This window comes from Flavobacterium faecale, assembly GCF_003076455.1.
Classification (GTDB): Bacteria; Bacteroidota; Bacteroidia; order Flavobacteriales; family Flavobacteriaceae; genus Flavobacterium; species Flavobacterium faecale.
Window position 1 is genome coordinate 1,759,375 of sequence record NZ_CP020918.1, and the last position, 16,417, is coordinate 1,775,791.

The 16,417-nt window shown below is 29.1% G+C and carries 16 protein-coding genes; all 16 read left to right on the forward strand.

Annotation, left to right across the window (positions count from 1 at the left end; genetic code table 11):
• Positions 1-168 precede the first annotated feature (168 nt).
• The 16 genes from FFWV33_RS07725 to rfbA all read left to right on the forward strand — a co-directional run bounded on the left by FFWV33_RS07725 (position 169) and on the right by rfbA (position 16,342).
• Entirely contained in the window at positions 169-1,224 is a 1,056-nt protein-coding gene (locus tag FFWV33_RS07725) for a glycosyltransferase family 10 domain-containing protein (protein WP_108740364.1), read from the forward strand.
• A complete protein-coding gene (locus FFWV33_RS07730; protein WP_108740365.1) occupies positions 1,221-2,090 on the forward strand; it encodes a glycosyltransferase family 2 protein in 870 nt (289 codons plus the stop codon). The genes FFWV33_RS07725 and FFWV33_RS07730 overlap by 4 nt, the downstream gene beginning before the upstream one ends.
• 35 nt (positions 2,091-2,125) lie before the next feature.
• Positions 2,126-3,232 carry a glycosyltransferase gene (locus tag FFWV33_RS07735; protein ID WP_108740366.1) on the forward strand — a complete coding sequence of 369 codons (1,107 nt, stop codon included), beginning with the start codon at positions 2,126-2,128 and terminating at the stop codon, positions 3,230-3,232.
• On the forward strand, positions 3,219-3,566 hold the full coding sequence (locus FFWV33_RS19750; RefSeq protein WP_159085983.1) for an acyltransferase family protein: 348 nt from the start codon (positions 3,219-3,221) through the stop codon (positions 3,564-3,566). Before FFWV33_RS07735 ends, FFWV33_RS19750 begins: the two co-directional genes overlap by 14 nt.
• A gap of 884 nt (positions 3,567-4,450) precedes the next feature.
• Positions 4,451-5,611, forward strand: a complete 1,161-nt coding sequence (locus FFWV33_RS07750) for a hypothetical protein (protein ID WP_108740369.1) — start codon at positions 4,451-4,453, stop codon at positions 5,609-5,611.
• Positions 5,580-6,674, forward strand: coding sequence for a glycosyltransferase (locus FFWV33_RS07755; protein ID WP_108740370.1), 1,095 nt, complete (start codon positions 5,580-5,582; stop codon positions 6,672-6,674). The genes FFWV33_RS07750 and FFWV33_RS07755 overlap by 32 nt, the downstream gene beginning before the upstream one ends.
• 50 nt (positions 6,675-6,724) lie before the next feature.
• Positions 6,725-7,660, forward strand: coding sequence for a hypothetical protein (locus FFWV33_RS07760; RefSeq protein ID WP_159085984.1), 936 nt, complete (start codon positions 6,725-6,727; stop codon positions 7,658-7,660).
• 35 nt (positions 7,661-7,695) lie between these two features.
• Positions 7,696-8,808 carry a glycosyltransferase gene (locus FFWV33_RS07765; protein WP_108740372.1) on the forward strand — a complete coding sequence of 371 codons (1,113 nt, stop codon included), beginning with the start codon at positions 7,696-7,698 and terminating at the stop codon, positions 8,806-8,808.
• A 138-nt stretch (positions 8,809-8,946) separates the two neighbouring features.
• Positions 8,947-9,987 carry an EpsG family protein gene (locus FFWV33_RS07770; protein WP_108740373.1) on the forward strand — a complete coding sequence of 347 codons (1,041 nt, stop codon included), beginning with the start codon at positions 8,947-8,949 and terminating at the stop codon, positions 9,985-9,987.
• A gap of 172 nt (positions 9,988-10,159) precedes the next feature.
• Positions 10,160-11,056: an NAD-dependent epimerase/dehydratase family protein gene (locus tag FFWV33_RS07775; RefSeq protein ID WP_108740374.1), complete on the forward strand. Its 897-nt coding sequence runs from the start codon at positions 10,160-10,162 to the stop codon at positions 11,054-11,056.
• Between the two features lie 397 nt (positions 11,057-11,453).
• A complete protein-coding gene (locus tag FFWV33_RS07780) occupies positions 11,454-12,404 on the forward strand; it encodes an MraY family glycosyltransferase (RefSeq protein ID WP_108740375.1) in 951 nt (316 codons plus the stop codon).
• A 5-nt stretch (positions 12,405-12,409) separates the two neighbouring features.
• Positions 12,410-12,835, forward strand: a complete 426-nt coding sequence (locus FFWV33_RS07785) for a WxcM-like domain-containing protein (protein ID WP_108740376.1) — start codon at positions 12,410-12,412, stop codon at positions 12,833-12,835.
• Positions 12,828-13,982, forward strand: coding sequence for a DegT/DnrJ/EryC1/StrS family aminotransferase (locus FFWV33_RS07790; protein WP_108740377.1), 1,155 nt, complete (start codon positions 12,828-12,830; stop codon positions 13,980-13,982). The genes FFWV33_RS07785 and FFWV33_RS07790 overlap by 8 nt, the downstream gene beginning before the upstream one ends.
• Positions 13,983-14,000: 18 nt before the next feature.
• Complete coding sequence (rfbC, locus tag FFWV33_RS07795; protein WP_108740378.1) at positions 14,001-14,549, forward strand: dTDP-4-dehydrorhamnose 3,5-epimerase; 549 nt, start codon at positions 14,001-14,003, stop codon at positions 14,547-14,549.
• Complete coding sequence (gene rfbD / locus FFWV33_RS07800; RefSeq protein WP_108740379.1) at positions 14,549-15,406, forward strand: dTDP-4-dehydrorhamnose reductase; 858 nt, start codon at positions 14,549-14,551, stop codon at positions 15,404-15,406. Before rfbC ends, rfbD begins: the two co-directional genes overlap by 1 nt.
• Positions 15,407-15,475: 69 nt before the next feature.
• Positions 15,476-16,342: a glucose-1-phosphate thymidylyltransferase RfbA gene (gene rfbA, locus FFWV33_RS07805; RefSeq protein ID WP_108740380.1), complete on the forward strand. Its 867-nt coding sequence runs from the start codon at positions 15,476-15,478 to the stop codon at positions 16,340-16,342.
• Positions 16,343-16,417 lie beyond the last annotated feature (75 nt).

The window sequence follows — 16,417 nt, forward strand, 5'->3', positions numbered from 1 at the left end:
TTGAAAAGATAATTGCTTTTTTTTCAAATGGTATTAAATATGATAATATCTCATTTTCATTCGATAGATTTTTAATTTAGATATGAAAATATCAATAAAATCGATAGGCGGTTTGTACAAAAGATTTTGAATCTTCTGAATTTTTGATTTTTAATATAAAAAATAATTATGAAAATTGCTTTTTGGTCTTTTTACGAGCAGAATTGTTTAGGAATGGAAATGTTTCTAAATCCAGATTCAGTTGTTGCAAATGGAATCTTTAAAAAATGGAATACTCTATATAGTGAATGTATAAATAATGATATAGAAATTATTTCATTAGATAAAGTTACTGATTTTGAAGAGATAAGTTTTGTGGTCTTTTCTGATTTTCCAATAATAAGTAATCCAATAGTAAAGAATGTATTTGAAAGTGCTATTCCAAAAATTTTAATAATAGAAGAAGGACCTTTGATTCATCCGGATAATTGGAAATTGTCGAATCATAAGTTATTTAATTATATTTTTACTTGGAATGATGACTATGTAGATAATAAAAAATATTTCAAATTTAATGTTCATTATATAGATAATGTTTCAACTAATATCGATCTGATCAATAAAAAAAAATTATTGGTGATGGTTGCAAGAAACAAAAGAGCTATAGGAAAAAATGAGTTATATTCAGAAAGAAGAAAAGTAATCAGATTTTTCGAAAAATTACATCCACAGGATTTTGATTTATTTGGACAAGGTTGGGATATATATTATTTCCCAAGTAATTTCCCTATTCTTAGATTATTTAACGGAAGAAAATTGTATTGGTTTAGATCTAAAATCAAAGAATATTATTCAAGCTGGAAAGGTGAAGTTGATGATAAAAAGGATTTGATGAGTAAGTATAAGTTCTCCGTCTGTTTTGAAAATGCAATAGGTCCTACTGGTTATATTTCTGAAAAGATCTGGGATGGTTTTGCTTCGGGAACTGTACCGATTTATTTTGGGGCACCTAACGTAACTGAGCATATTCCTGAGAATTGTTTTATTGATTATAGGAATTATAAAACACTTGATGATCTTTATTATTATATAAAAAGCATTAACGAAAGAGAGTATAAAATATACTTGGATAATATTAACAAGTTTTTGAAAAAGGAAAAAAGTCATCAAGGTCAATTCACGGATCTTTTTTTTGTTAATTCATTTATCAAATTACTTAAAGATAATACAAATAAAGAACCATGACTACATTTTCTATTATTATGCCTGCTTATAATGTAGGTTTGTTTATTGAGGAATCTATTGAAAGTGTTTTAAATCAGACTTATCCCCATTTTGAATTAATTATAATTGATGATGGTTCGACTGATAATACATTTAACTTGATAAGTAACAATAAGGACCCTAGAGTTAAAGTATTGCAACAAGTTAATAAAGGAGTTAGTAGTGCACGAAACAATGGTATATCAAACTCCTCAAATGGATACATTGCATTTTTAGATTCAGATGATATTTGGTCAAGCGACAAATTACAAAATATAGTAGATGCTGTTGGATCAGAAATAGGTATTTATTATTCAAATGCTTTAGAATTCGTTAACGACATTAACACTGCTGTTCCTAGTAGATACACCGAGTCTATTGAAGATATCGACAATAGAAATTTGATTCTAATCTACGATTTTATAATATTATCTACTGCTGTCGTCCCTTCTAAAATAATCAAGGAGTTCAACGGTTTTTCTGAAGATTTGAATGGGACAGAAGATTGGGACCTTTGGATTAGAATTGGTCAAAAATACGATTTCAAAAAAATCAAGAAGTTTGATTGTTATTATAGAATGAATGAAAATGGGCTATCTAAAAATCGTAAAGCTCATTTGTTAAGTGAATATAAAGTTATAGAAAAACATTTACTAAATAGTAATTTAGGAAATAGGAAGGTGAAAAATTTGTCATTATGGGTTTGGTATAAAAAGAATTTCTATTATCATCTTATGAACTATGAAATAGTTACTTCATTTAAATTTTTTGCTCTAATGCTTTGGCGTAATCCTTTTAGTTTTTCCAATTTTGATTTTTGTTTTAGGATTTTAAGAAAAATATTTTAAGCGTCGGTCTTCTCTGTAAATACAATTAGTAATTAATGAAAATAGCCTTTTATATACCGATTTTGAATGTTGGTGGAGCCGAAAAAGTAATTTTGAACTTGTTGAAGCAACTGACTTGCAATAGCAACGACAGTTACTTTTTAATAACTGATAAAAAAAATTCAGTGTGGATCGGTGAATTAGATACTAAGGTTACGGTATTGAATGTTGATTCAAAAAATCATTTTTTTTCCCGACTTTACAACATGCGTAAAGTTATTAAAGAAAATAAAATTGATCTTCTTGTTTCGCACCTTACCCATTCAAACATTCATTGTGTTTTAATAAAGTTGTTATATCCTATTAAACTTATACTTGTCGAACATAACATAACTTCTATTTATATTAATGATATTGGTAGATTTGGATTTGTTTTTAAGTTTTTTGTTCGCAATTTATTTAGAAGAAGCAATCTAATTATTTCTGTTTCTAAAACGACACAAAAAGATTTAATTTCTAATTTTAACATTCCTTCTACTATTTGCAAAGTCATCTATAATCCAATAGATTTTGAAGTAATTAAAATTAAATGTCAGGATAAACTACCTGATTCTTTTTTAGAGAAAATTAAACAAAGGAAATTTATCGTAACTATTGCGAGATTGGAAATTCAGAAAAATCATATTTTTTTGATAGAGTCTGTCAAAGATTTACTGATATCTGAAGATATCGTTTTGGTTTTTGTGGGCGGAGGATCTTTAAGAAGACAAATAGATTCAAAAATTAAGGAATTAGATTTACAAGACCATGTTATTTTAACAGGTTATGAAAACAATCCTTATCCTTACCTCCTCAATGCTAGCTTACTTGTTCATCCAGCTAGATTTGAGGGTTTTGGGTTAGTTTTAGTAGAGGCTTTATACTTATCCATACCTGTTGTTAGTATGGATTTTGAAGTGGCATATGAAGTTCTAGAAAACGGACAATTAGGTAGTATTGTGCATGATAAAGAAAGTTTATTGATAGGCTTAGATTATCATCTCAAACATGGAGCTGATAATATAAAAAATAATTATACTGAACATGTCTATGATCAGTATAATTTAGAAGTGATTACAAATCAGTATTATGCATTTTTTAAATCTACTTATGAACAAATCTAATAATGATAAATGTAAATTACAGAAAATTGTTGAACTTGACTATTTACGTGGGATTTCAGCTCTAGCTGTAATTTCTATTCATGTTCTTGGGTTTTATTCTAGAATTGAAGGAGAGAGTACTTTAAAAATAGTAATTAGTTACCTAGCAAAGTTCGCTATTTTTGCTGTTCCATGTTTCGTTTTTATTAGCGGACTAGTTTTATATAAAAATTATTTTACTGTAAATGTATGCTCCTTTTTTAAGCAACGTTTTAGTAAAATTTTACCTATGTACATAATATTTTCTTTTTTTTATATCATTTTATTAGCTTCGTTTAATTACAGTCAAGGATAGTCTGTTGATTTAAGTTTAGTAGGGATTGTTTATAAATTAATTACAGGAGGTGCATTCTATCACTTGTGGTATTTTGGTATTTTATTCCAGTTTTATATTGCTTATCCTGTAATATTATATTTATATAAAAAGTTTAAAATTTATTTTTTATTTTTTATTTTTTGCTTTTGGCATTCAAATGGTTTGGAATTTTGAAGGTTCAAAATATTTAAGTTATTATGCAAGTAGTCTAGGTTATGATAATGATTCCATTCCAATTATGTTTAGTCATTTTTTTTGGTTTGTATTAGGATTCTTTTTTTTAGAAAATAGACATAGAATAATTAATCGTATAAGTTTAAAATCAGGATTTGTACTTGCTGCACTTTTAAGTCTAATGTTATTTGAGCCTAGTTATCTATTTTTTGACAAAATGATTAATACTAATTTGCACAAATATTATGGGTTTTTAAGTAACTATTTTAATCCCTTTTTTTGCTTTATAGAAATATTGATTTTCTATAAAATGTCAACTCTTTTTTTTGAAATAAAAAATAATGTTGCTACTGGAGTGAAGAAGTTGGGGTTTTATTCCTTAGAAATTTAATTAATTCACCCTTTTATTATTGTTTTAGTAGATAAAATATTAAATAAAATAGGTTTAGATTATAATAAATGGCTGTTTTATCCGATCATGTTAATTACAGTAACTTTTGGTAGTTATTTATTTGCGTGGTCGTATCTAAAGGTGAAAAATAAATTAAATAATAGAACAGTGCTTGCTTAATTCTCACTAAAGTTTTATATTATTTTTTAAATTAGGATTGGCGCAAAAACAACCAATGTAATCTGATATAGTAAATGTGGTTAGAGTATGAAATTACTTGTTTTAGCAGTTTAAACTAATGATAATAGATAAAAGTTTTAAGATTTCTTTCTCATCAATTAAAAATTATTTAGCTATTTTTTTTATATGTGGTTGGTTGTTACCTAAAATAGCTATTGGAGGCTTTAATATTGGTGTGCAGGAAATTGCGGCACTATCTTTAATAAGCTTTAAGTATAAAATAAATAGAAATATTTTAAGATTTTTTATTGCTGATTTGTTTTTTGCTGGATTTTTTCTATTTATAGGTATATTTTATCTCATAAATAACGATCTTGAAGGCCTATTAATTGGAGTCAGAACTTTATTGTTTGTATTGGCAGTTCTTAGTTTTACGAGCTTTGATTATATTAATATACAGAAATTAATGAAATCTGTTGTTAGCATTAACTTCATTTTTATTTTATATAGCGTGTCAAGAATTTTATTAAATATATTAGTTAATCCTTTTGACATACTAAATTTCTTTTATGGTTCAGATTCTTATAGGATTAGATCTCCTTTTGAGCCGGAAGGTGCAGCTTCTTCCCAAGTTCCGATAGGTTATCTACTCGCACTGATACTATGTATACCTTCAGTTATGAATTCAAAATTGAAAAAGATAGTTTTTATATTAGGTGCTGTAGGAACAACTTCGAGAGCAGCAATTTTATCAATTGTACTGGTTTACATGAAAAAAGTGAATTTTAAAAAGATTTCTGCTGTATTCGCTATATTATTTATTATTTTACTCGGTTATATAGTTTTTCTAAAATCATTTACAGCAAATGATGGTGAGTTAGACGGATCGGCAGATAAAAGATTGGAATTGTATTCTAATTCAATTAATGTTGTATTTGATAATCCTAAATCTTTGTTTTTAGGTTTTGGATTAAGCACAAAATCATTGACGGTAGCAACAGGTGAGGGATTTTATGAAAGTTTTTTACTGAATTCATTTATGCAAGGGGGGGGGATTTTACTCATCATGTCAATCTGGATTTTGGTTAAATCATTTTACTATGATTTTAAATATAAGATTTATACAATTAGTTTCGTGGTTTTTCTTGGCAACGCAATAGGCGGTAGCAATTATTTTTCCATGTTTGCATATCCGCTGATGGGTTTAATCGTTTGTTTAGCTTTTAAAGAACAAAATATAATATTAGATGAAAAAAATACTCCACTTAACAATATCTAGTGAAATAGGAGGTGGTCCTGAGCATATATTTCAACTCATAAGCGGAATTTCAGGGCAATATGAAATGCATGTTGCGTGCCCTACCCAAGGCCCTTATTATCATAAATTTGAGGAACTTACACTAGGAAGGGTTACATTTTTGCCACATCGCAAATACACTCTCAAATCCTTTTTTTCTGTTTTACAATATATTAAGAAAAATAAAATTGATTTATTACATGGACATGGGAAAGGAGCAGGTTTTTATTGTAGATTATTAAGTTTATGCACTAAAGTTGCTGTAATACATACACCGCACGGAATAAATAAGAAGATTGAAAGTGGATTAATAAACACATTCTACATTAAGTTTGAACGTTTTTTTAGTTATTTAATTAATGCAGTAATTTTTGTATCTAAAACAGAATCGGACTATGCAAAACAATTAAATTTATGGGACAATGTATCTTCGGAGATTATTAATAATGGTACTAAAGTTGTGTCAGATATAGAAAGATCTGAATGGAGAGTTGAAAAGAGGAAGCAATTAAACTGTGTAGAATGTAAGGTAATCATAACAGCTTCAAGATTTGATTATCAAAAAAACACACTGGAATTTTGCGAAATTGCAAAAAAAATGACAGATTATACTTTTGTGATTTTGGGTGATGGAGAACAAAGGAAAGAATGTGAAGACTATTGTCTATATTCTAAAGTGAAAAATGTTGTATTTACTGGTAATGTTCTTAATCCTTTACATTATTTTGCTGCTGCAGATATATACCTTTCTACTGCCAGATGGGAAGGTTTGTCAATGGCTATTTTAGAATCGATGGCTCTTGGGTTGCCTGTTGTTGCAACTGAAGTTATAGGTAATATTGATTTAGTAAATCATGGTGAAACAGGTTTTTTATATACAATTGGTGAAATAGCAGAGGCTGAAAATTATTTAAATACAATTTTAGAAACCAATTTTAGTGAATTTTCTCAAAAATCTAAAGATTTTCACAAGAGTTTTTTTTCTTCGGATGCAATGTGTTTAAAGACTTCGGCTTTATATGCTAAAGTTTTAAGAAGTAAATAAAATTGGTTAAGGATTACAAGAATTAATAATGTTATAAATAAAATATTTCTGTGAATTATAAATACTTTTGTACTAGAGAATGGGGTTTTGGAAGTAATATTGTCAACTATTTAAAGTCAGCAATGTTTTGTTATCATAATGATTATAATTTAATCCTTCAGGATAGGTATAACTCTATTGGAAAAGAATTTAATCTTTTTTCTGTTGTTGAATTACCTAACTTTATTGAGAGAACTAATATAACTCAAATAATACCTGTAGACGATTTTAAATCTTTGGTAAAATTTAATCTATATGGTAATTTTACTTTGATTGATAAAATTTCTTATTCTTTTTTCTATTTGACGGGACTTAAGTCTAATCATTTTATAAAAAATTTTAATTTTGATAAAGATATAAATTCATTTTTTTTATCAAATTATAATAAAGTAAATGAAAATTCATTAGAAATTTATTGGAAATATACATTAGATACTAAAAATATATTTAAGCAATTTGAAAGAGATTTGTGTTGTCAAGATTTTATACCTGATTTGTCCATTCAAATTCGTGGTGGTGATAAGGTCGAGGAATCTTTAACACTTGGTAGAACACCATCATCTGTTGAGCAATATTTAGAGATTTGTTTTGATGAAATAAAGAAAAGCGGCAATGATAATCTGAACATTTACATAATGACAGATACCTATTCTTATTTTCAGATAATTAAAAATCGTTTATTAGCTGTATACCCCAATATTGATATACGCTCATTTGTTAGTAGTGATCAAGAAGGGCACTTACAATCTGATTTTAATAGCTTAGATAATAGTGTGAAAATAAATTCATATTATTTTTTCTTATATGAATTAGAAATGTTAAGGAAAGCATCGATTTGTATTGGTTCTTTCAATTCAAATATTTTTTATCTAGGATTTCTAATTAGGTATCAGAAGAATAATAAATTTATTTCAGTGGATACGACTTTTGAAAATTCCTTTTTATAATTTTATTTCAAATAAAATACACTTAAAAATTAAGTATGAAAGTTCTTCAAATTGTTAAATATTACGATCCTTGTCAAGGAGGTATGGAAACGGTTGTTAAAAATATTGTTGAGGGGATTGTTGATAATACAGGAGAGGTAGATTTTACGGTTTATTCAAATAATCATAAGCGTAATTTTGTGAGGTCTATACAAGAAAAGAGAAGGGAAATTATTGTCAAAGAAATCACCCCAGTGCATTTGAAGAGTCAACCTTTAAATTTCAGATATCCATTATTAAAAAGTTTAATAAAAGATAGTGATGTAATTCATCATCACTATCCATTTCCAACTATGGAATTTACCTTGTTGAGATATTTAAAATTAATGTCAGGTAAAAAACTTATTTTTACTTGGCATGCTAATATTAAAAATTCAAGATGGAGTTGGATTGAAAAAATTTATAATCCAATGATTGAAAAACTGCTCGAAAGAGCAGATGCTATAATTGTAACTTCTCCCCAGCTTTTTGAAGCGTCAACAATACTTCAGAAACATAAGAATAAAATTAAAACAATACCACTTAGTTTTGACCCTAAATTTTCATCTGTTAATTCCAGAAAATTTCCAGATAATAGATGTTTTGAAATACTCTTTGTTGGCAAACTAAGAAAATACAAGGGCGTAGAATTTTTAATACGATCTATAGAAAAGTTAGAGGTTAAACTAAATATAGTAGGTGACGGAGAAGAATTTCAAAATCTACTATCTCTGGTAAATGATTTGAATATTAAAGATAAAGTCACTTTTTTTTCAAATGTTAGCGATGACGAGTTAACTGAACATTATAAAAATTCTGATTTGTTTGTGTTACCATCTATTAATGAAGCGGAGGCTTTTGGAGTAGTGCAACTAGAAGCAATGGCTAATGGCTTACCTGTCATAAACACTAACTTAAAATCGGGCGTGCCATTTGTATCTTTGGACGGATATTCCGGACTTACAGTTCAGCCGCTTAATTCAGAGAGTTTAAAATTAGCCATAGAAAATGTAATTAATGATAAATCTTTGTATGAAACTTTTTCAGTAAATGCTTTAGAAAGAGTTAAATTGTTTTCTAGAGATAAAATGTCAAAAGACTATTTAGATTTATATAAAAATAATTTTTAAATATTTTTATATTACTTGTAAAACATAGGCTTTATTCACATTATTATTTACTTAAGAATAGGACAGTGCTTTTAAAAATAGTAACAAAATTTTTATTACAAGAAAACATCATACTTCTTTTTCAAAAAACACATTTTAATGATTTTTTATATTTTATTTATTTTATTTTGTTTAGGAATTGCAGTGTTAGGATATTTTAATTCCAAACATACTGATAAAATAGGATTTTTTTTATTTTTACTTATTGTTTTGATTTCAGGATTTCGTAAAAATGTTGGAATTGATTATATGGGTTACGTTTCTTGGTATCAGAATAAAACAAGAGATGATGATTTTGAATTTGGGTATGTCTTAATTATGGATGTTTTTAGAAAACTAAATTTAGATTATTCTACTCTATTCTTTACTTTTTCTTTTTTTACTTGTTTATTTGTTTATCTAGGTCTAAAAAAATATACAACTAATACAAATGTTGCTTTACTATTTTTTATAATAATTCCAAGTTTATATTTGGCCTCATTTACACTAATTAGGCAATCATTTTCAGTAGCAATTAGTTTTTATGCTTTTAATTTTTTGTTGAACAAAAAGTATTTAATTTATGTTGTGTTAATGTTTATTGGGATATCAATACATCGAACTTGTTTCGTTCCTTTTTTTCTTTTTTATATGGTTTATCATTATGCAGATAAAATTAAATTTGAATTCTTAGGGATTTGTATGATTTTGTCCTTTATACTAGCAAAGCTTCAATTCATCTCAATTTTCGGAAAACTATTTGAAAACATGAGATATAGTTATTATTTTTCAGACCAACAAATGCCAGTTGATATCTTGAAAATAATTGTTTTGAATCTAGTAGCTTTTTTTATTTTGTTTTATTACAAAAAGCATGGATTTTCACATCCATATCAAAAATATTTTTTAATATTACATTGCTGTTCAATCATAATTTTAAATCTTTTGTCCGAACATTCTGATTTAACTAGGATTTATGTTTATTTTAGAATTTTTGAAATAGTTATAATTTCTGATTTACTTATTGAAGAAGTTAAAAAAAGAAGGTATTTTTTGTTCTTTTTTTTTGTTCTTTTAAATATAGGGACATTTTTATTTGCTCTAAAAAAGATACCAGGTTATTTACCCTATAAAAATTTTTTAATAGATCGGCAGCTGTAGTCGTTCATGTCGTCGATAAGGTTTTAATGATTAAAGTTTACAAGATATGAGATTGTATTTATTTTATAATTCCTTATAAAATTGTATTTATCATTTTGGTAGATTTACTTTAATTTGACAAAATTAAAATGCTTATCTTACTCAGAGATAATTAGCTTTATAAATTATATAAATGAAAATATTAATTACTGGTGGTTCCGGTTTTGTTGGCTCTAATCTTCAAAACTATCTAAAGGATGACTATGAAATCCAGCCATTAAGGGTTCGATATGTTTTAAATCAAAAATTTGATTATAGTTGTGGTGCTGTTATTCATCTAGCAGGGAAAGCCCATGATTTAAAAAAAGTCTCCAGTCCACAAGAATATTATGATGCTAATTTTGAACTGACCAAGCAATTATTCGATACATTTTTGATCTCTGATGCTACTGTATTTATTTTTATGAGTACTGTAAAAGCTGTTTCAGATCAAGTAAAAGGGGTTTTGACAGAAGAGTCAGTTGCTGATCCTAAGACCCATTATGGTATTGCTAAGCACCAAGCTGAAAATTATATTCTATCGAGAAATCTTCCTAGTAATAAAAGAATTTATATTTTAAGACCTTGTATGATTCATGGTCCTGGTAATAAGGGGAATTTAAATTTATTGTATCAATTAGTAAGTAAAGGCATACCATGGCCATTGGGTAATTTTCAAAATAGTCGATCCTTTTTAAGCATTAAAAATCTTTGTTTTGTAATCAATGAAATATTGTCAAATCACAATATTCCTTCTGGAATTTATAATGTTTCTGATAATGAGCCAATATCTACAAAAAATCTAATTAATATAATAGGTGAAAGTTTAGGAAGGAAAAATATAATTCTAAATATTCCTGCATCATTTATTAAAGCTACTGCTAAAATGGGTGATTTCTTGCATTTGCCTATTAATTCAGAACGTTTACAAAAACTTACAGAAAACTATGTGGTTTGTAATAAAAAAGTTGTAAAATCAATAGGGAAGAATTTGCCGTATTCTTCAATAGAAGGATTAATAGAAACATTTAACTCTTTTAAATTTAAATGAGAAAATTTGATTTTGCTACTATTACTAAATTATTTAATTAAAACACTTGTGGTATTATTGAACATTTTTCATTGAGTCATGATTTATTTTCCATAAAGTTAGGCTTCGCAATATTAGCATTATAGTTTTTTAAACTATTCAAATAAGGGCTGAAATACATAAAAATTTATTGTTAATGGTGTAATTAATTATTAAGAATATACAAATATTGCTAAGTTACTGTAAGAATTATTAGGAATCATCAAAGAATATAATTATCAAATTTAAATAATGTATGTATCACTTCATGTAATACAAAACTACTTTCACATCTATACTACAGTAGCAATTTCTTGATTTTTCATGAATTCTTATATGTTTTACCTGTTCAAACTCCATAATTCTCATAACAAATTTAATGATGTATTTAATAATTTTTTCTCTCCTTCTAATAATGGAGCTTGTCTTTTTCAAAATTGCAGACAAATATAATATCATAGATAAACCCAATCACAGGAGTGCCCATACTGAAATTACTCTTCGCGGAGGAGGGATAATTTATTGGTTTGCGGCTATGCTGTATTTTTGGCAAAACGTACAAAGTAATTATTTGTTCTTTATCGGCATTACCATTGTAAGTATGATCAGTTTTTGGGATGATATCCAGAGCCTTTCTAGTAAAGTTCGTTTTTTTGCACATGTAGTGGCGATCACATTTCTGTTTTGGGATTTAGACTTGTTCAATTTATTGCCAGTTTACGGTGTTGTGTTTGCCTATTTCTTTTTTGTTGGTTCTGTAAATGCGTATAATTTTATGGACGGAATAAATGGAATCACAGGATTGATGTCCATCTCTATTTTAGGAGCGATGTGGTATGTCAATAATCATATAGTGCAATTTGCAAATAATGATTTTATAATTTATCCAGTTTTAGCTTCAGCTGTCTTTTTAATTTTTAATTATCGTAAGAAGGCAAAATTTTTTGCAGGAGATATTGGCAGTATAGCGGTAGCTTTTTGGATTCTATACTTATTGTTTCAATTGTTTCTAAAAACCGAGTCTATTATTTGGGTTTTGTTTTTTGCTGTATATGGGGTCGAAACAAGTTTAACAATTGTTCACAGAATATTTTTAAAAGAGAAGTTGTCTGAAGCACATCGCTGGCATTTTTACCAAATCTTATGCAACGAATATAAAATAGATCATCGTATTGTATCAATGGGATATGCTATTTTACAACTGGCAGTTTCGGCTGCGGCAATTTGGAGCTATCAACGTTATTCAGATATTCTGGTGACCGTTGTTTTATTTACACCACTATTTTTACTGTATTCCATAAAGTTTTATTTATTGAAAAAATTAAAATAGTAATTATGGTAATTAAAGTTATCGAAGGCAATACCTTTAGTGACGCTAGAGGATCTGTCAGTTTTGTGAATGATTTTAAGTTTACAGATATAGAGCGTTTTTATGTTATATGTAATTCAGATGAGAATCCAATTCGAGCATGGCAAGGACACAAATTAGATAGTAAAAATTTCTTTTGTATCGCTGGTTCTTTCAAGATTGGATATGTAAAGATTGATGACTGGGGAAATCCATCTAGTACTTTAGTAGTTGATAGCACCATATTGCATGCAGATGATGCAAGAGTTTTACATGTGCCTGCAGGTTATGCAAATGCAATTGTGGCTTTGGAAAGTGGTTCAAAACTGATGTCGTTTTCTACACTGCCGTTGAGTCAAGTAAAGGAAGATGATGTACGTTTTGCGCCAGATACATGGAGTATAAATGAGTAAGAAGCCTATTTATTTGTCGTCAATTCACCAAGGGGGAGCGGAATCTAAATACATACAAGCAGCTTTAAATAGTAACAGTCTTTCAACGGGAGGAATTAATGTTAGCGAATTTGAGAAGGCGGTTGAACATTATATTGGTCAAGGAAATTTTGTAGCAGCCCTAAGTTCCGGAACTGCAGCAATTCACTTAGGATTAATTTTGTTAGGCGTTAAAAAGGGAGATGAAGTTATTTGCCAAAGTTTGACCTTTTCTGCTTCGGCTAATCCAATTGTTTACCAAGGAGCGACACCAATTTTTGTGGATAGCGAAAGTGAAACGTGGAACATTTGTCCAATTACTTTGGAAGAAGCGATAATGGATAGAATTTTAAAAGGTAGCAAACCAAAAGCAATTATTGCAGTGCATCTATACGGTATGCCCTATAAGGTGGATGCTGTTCATGCTGTCGCTACTAAATATGGAATTCCGATTCTTGAGGATAGTGCTGAAGCATTGGGAAGTACATATAAAAACACGGCCTGCGGTACCTTTGGCGATATTGGTGTGTATTCATTTAACGGTAATAAGATTATAACAACCTCCGGAGGTGGAGCTTTAGTAGTGAAAGATCAAAAAGTGAAGCAGAAAGCCATTTTCTATGCAACACAAGCGAAGGAACCTACTTTATATTATCAACATAACGAGATAGGTTATAATTATAGAATGCCAAATATATGTGCTGCAGTAGGTCAAGCACAAATGGAAGTATTAGATGAACACATTAAGTTAAGGAAAGCAAATCATTTGTTTTACGAGCTGTTGTTTAAAGATATTAATTGTGTAGGAGTACATAAAGCGTTGAATGAGGATTCCACTTCGAACTATTGGCTCACGACCATTATTATTGATCCAAAAAATAGTGAAGGATTTAATAGTGAAAACTTACGAATGGCATTGCAAGATGACAGTGTTGAAGCACGACCAATATGGAAACCAATGCACTTACAACCTATTTTTGAAAAAAGTCCTTATTATGGGAATAATGCTGCAGAAGAATTGTTCAATAATGGACTGTGTTTACCTTCAAGCTCCAATTTGACTGATGAGGATAAAGATAGAATACGTAAAGTGGTGCTGAAATATTTTAAAAAAACAGTAGAGAAGTAAGTCATATAATTTTTAAAAATGAACATCGAACAAACTCCAATAAAAGATTTAGTAGTAATTATACCAGTTGTTTTTGAAGACGATAGAGGGTATTTTATGGAGTCATACAATGGTAATAAATTAAATGACATGGGCTTTACTATGACATTTGTTCAAGACAACCAGTCTTTTTCGAAAAAAGGAGCACTTAGAGGTTTGCATTACCAGAACCCTCCTTATGCGCAAACAAAATTAATTAGAGTATTACAAGGAGAAATTATTGATGTAGCTGTAGATTTACGAAAAGATTCACCTACATTTGGGCAATCTTTTGCAGTGAAGTTAACCTCTGAGAATAAAAAGCAGTTGTTAGTGCCTCAAGGTTTTGCTCATGGTTTCTCTGTTGTAAGTGAAACTGCATTGGTAATGTACAAATGTGATCAATATTATAATAAAGCTAGCGAAGGCGGAATACGTTTTGATGATGCTACATTAAACATCGATTGGGGAATGGATTTGAAAGATGCAATTGTATCGGAGAAAGATTTAGTTTTACCAGATTTTAAAAACTGTAATAGTGAATTTTAATGCAAAAAATAGTAATCACTGGAGGAAACGGTCAATTAGGATCGGAATTAAAAGTTCTATCAAAACTATATTCACAATTTGACTGGGTTTTTACCGATTGGCAAGAACTAGACTTGTGTAATTTGGATGCTTTAGAAACAAGTATTTCATCAATTAATCCTCAAATAATAATCAATTGTGCTGCACATACAGCGGTTGATAAAGCAGAATCTGAGGTTGAATTATCGGATGTATTGAATCATCAGTCCGTTGCGATTATGGCTAGATGGAGTTTTCAAAATAACTGTAAATTTATACATGTTTCAACAGATTATGTTTTTGATGGTAATTCTTCGATAGCATTAACCGAAGAAGCAGCAACGAATCCTATAAATGTATATGGGGTGACGAAATTAGCGGGAGAAAAAGCATGTTTAAAAAACAATCCTGATGCTATTATTATCAGAACATCGTGGGTGTACTCGAGTTTTGGAAATAATTTTGTGAAAACCATGTCACGCTTAATGCAAGAGAGAGATACGCTAAGTGTAGTAAACGATCAAATTGGGAGTCCAACATATGCTGCAGATTTAGCGGCTGCAATTATGACTATTGTCGCGGGTACGAAATGGGAAGCTGGAATTTTTAATTTTTCAAACGAAGGCGAAATTAGCTGGTATCAATTTGCTTTGGCGATACAAGAAATTGGAAAATTTGACTGTGATGTAAGTGGAATACGGGGATCAAATTACCCAACACCTGCCAAAAGGCCAGCCTTTTCTTTATTGGATAAATCAAAAATTAAAAATACATACGCTGTTTTAGTTCCTGATTATAAAGTGAGTTTAGCAAAATGCATGGCTATCTTAGAAAGTTAGAAGTTATTTAAGTACTTATTTATAGCAGTAAAATATATTCATTATTTTTTAATGTAAAAACAAAATACTATGAAAGGAATTATATTAGCAGGAGGTTCAGGAACTCGATTGCATCCGTTAACACTTGCCGTGAGCAAGCAAATGATGCCAGTTTATGACAAACCAATGATATATTATCCGCTCTCGACTATAATGTCTGCAGGTATTAATGAAATTTTAATTATTTCAACACCACACGACTTACCAAATTTCAAGAAGCTATTGGGAAATGGAAGCACATTAGGGTGTAAATTTACTTATGCTGAGCAAGCAATACCAAATGGTTTAGCGCAGGCGTTTGTAATTGGTGAGGAGTTTATTGGTAATGATAGTGTTGCACTTGTTTTGGGAGATAATATTTTCTTTGGCTCAAATATGAAAGAGTTACTGCAAGCGAATAGAAACCCAGAAGGTGGTGTGGTTTTTGCTTACCATGTTTCAGATCCTGAAAGATATGGGGTTGTAGAATTTGATAAAGAATTTACGGCAGTTTCTATCGAAGAGAAACCTGAAGTACCAAAATCAAATTATGCAGTTCCGGGACTTTATTTCTACGATAATTCAGTGGTTGAAATCGCAAAAAATATTGAACCATCTGCACGTGGGGAATACGAAATTACAGATATAAATAAAGTATATCTAGAACAAGGAAAACTTAAAGTGGGTATTTTGAGTAGAGGAACAGCTTGGTTGGATACAGGAACATTCAATAGTTTAATGCAAGCGGGTCAATTTGTTCAAGTTATCGAAGAACGTCAAGGATTAAAAGTAGGATGTATTGAAGAAATAGCTTGGCGTCAAGGTTTTATCTCTGATGTTCAGTTAAAGGAATTAGCCTTGCCTCTTAAAAAGTCAGGTTATGGAGAATACCTATTGAGCCTTTTAAAACATTCATAGGTTTTTCTTGTTAGTGTTTTGTTAAGAAAAAACATCTGATAGTTACAATAAATGCATTGTAATGCTTCAATTTGA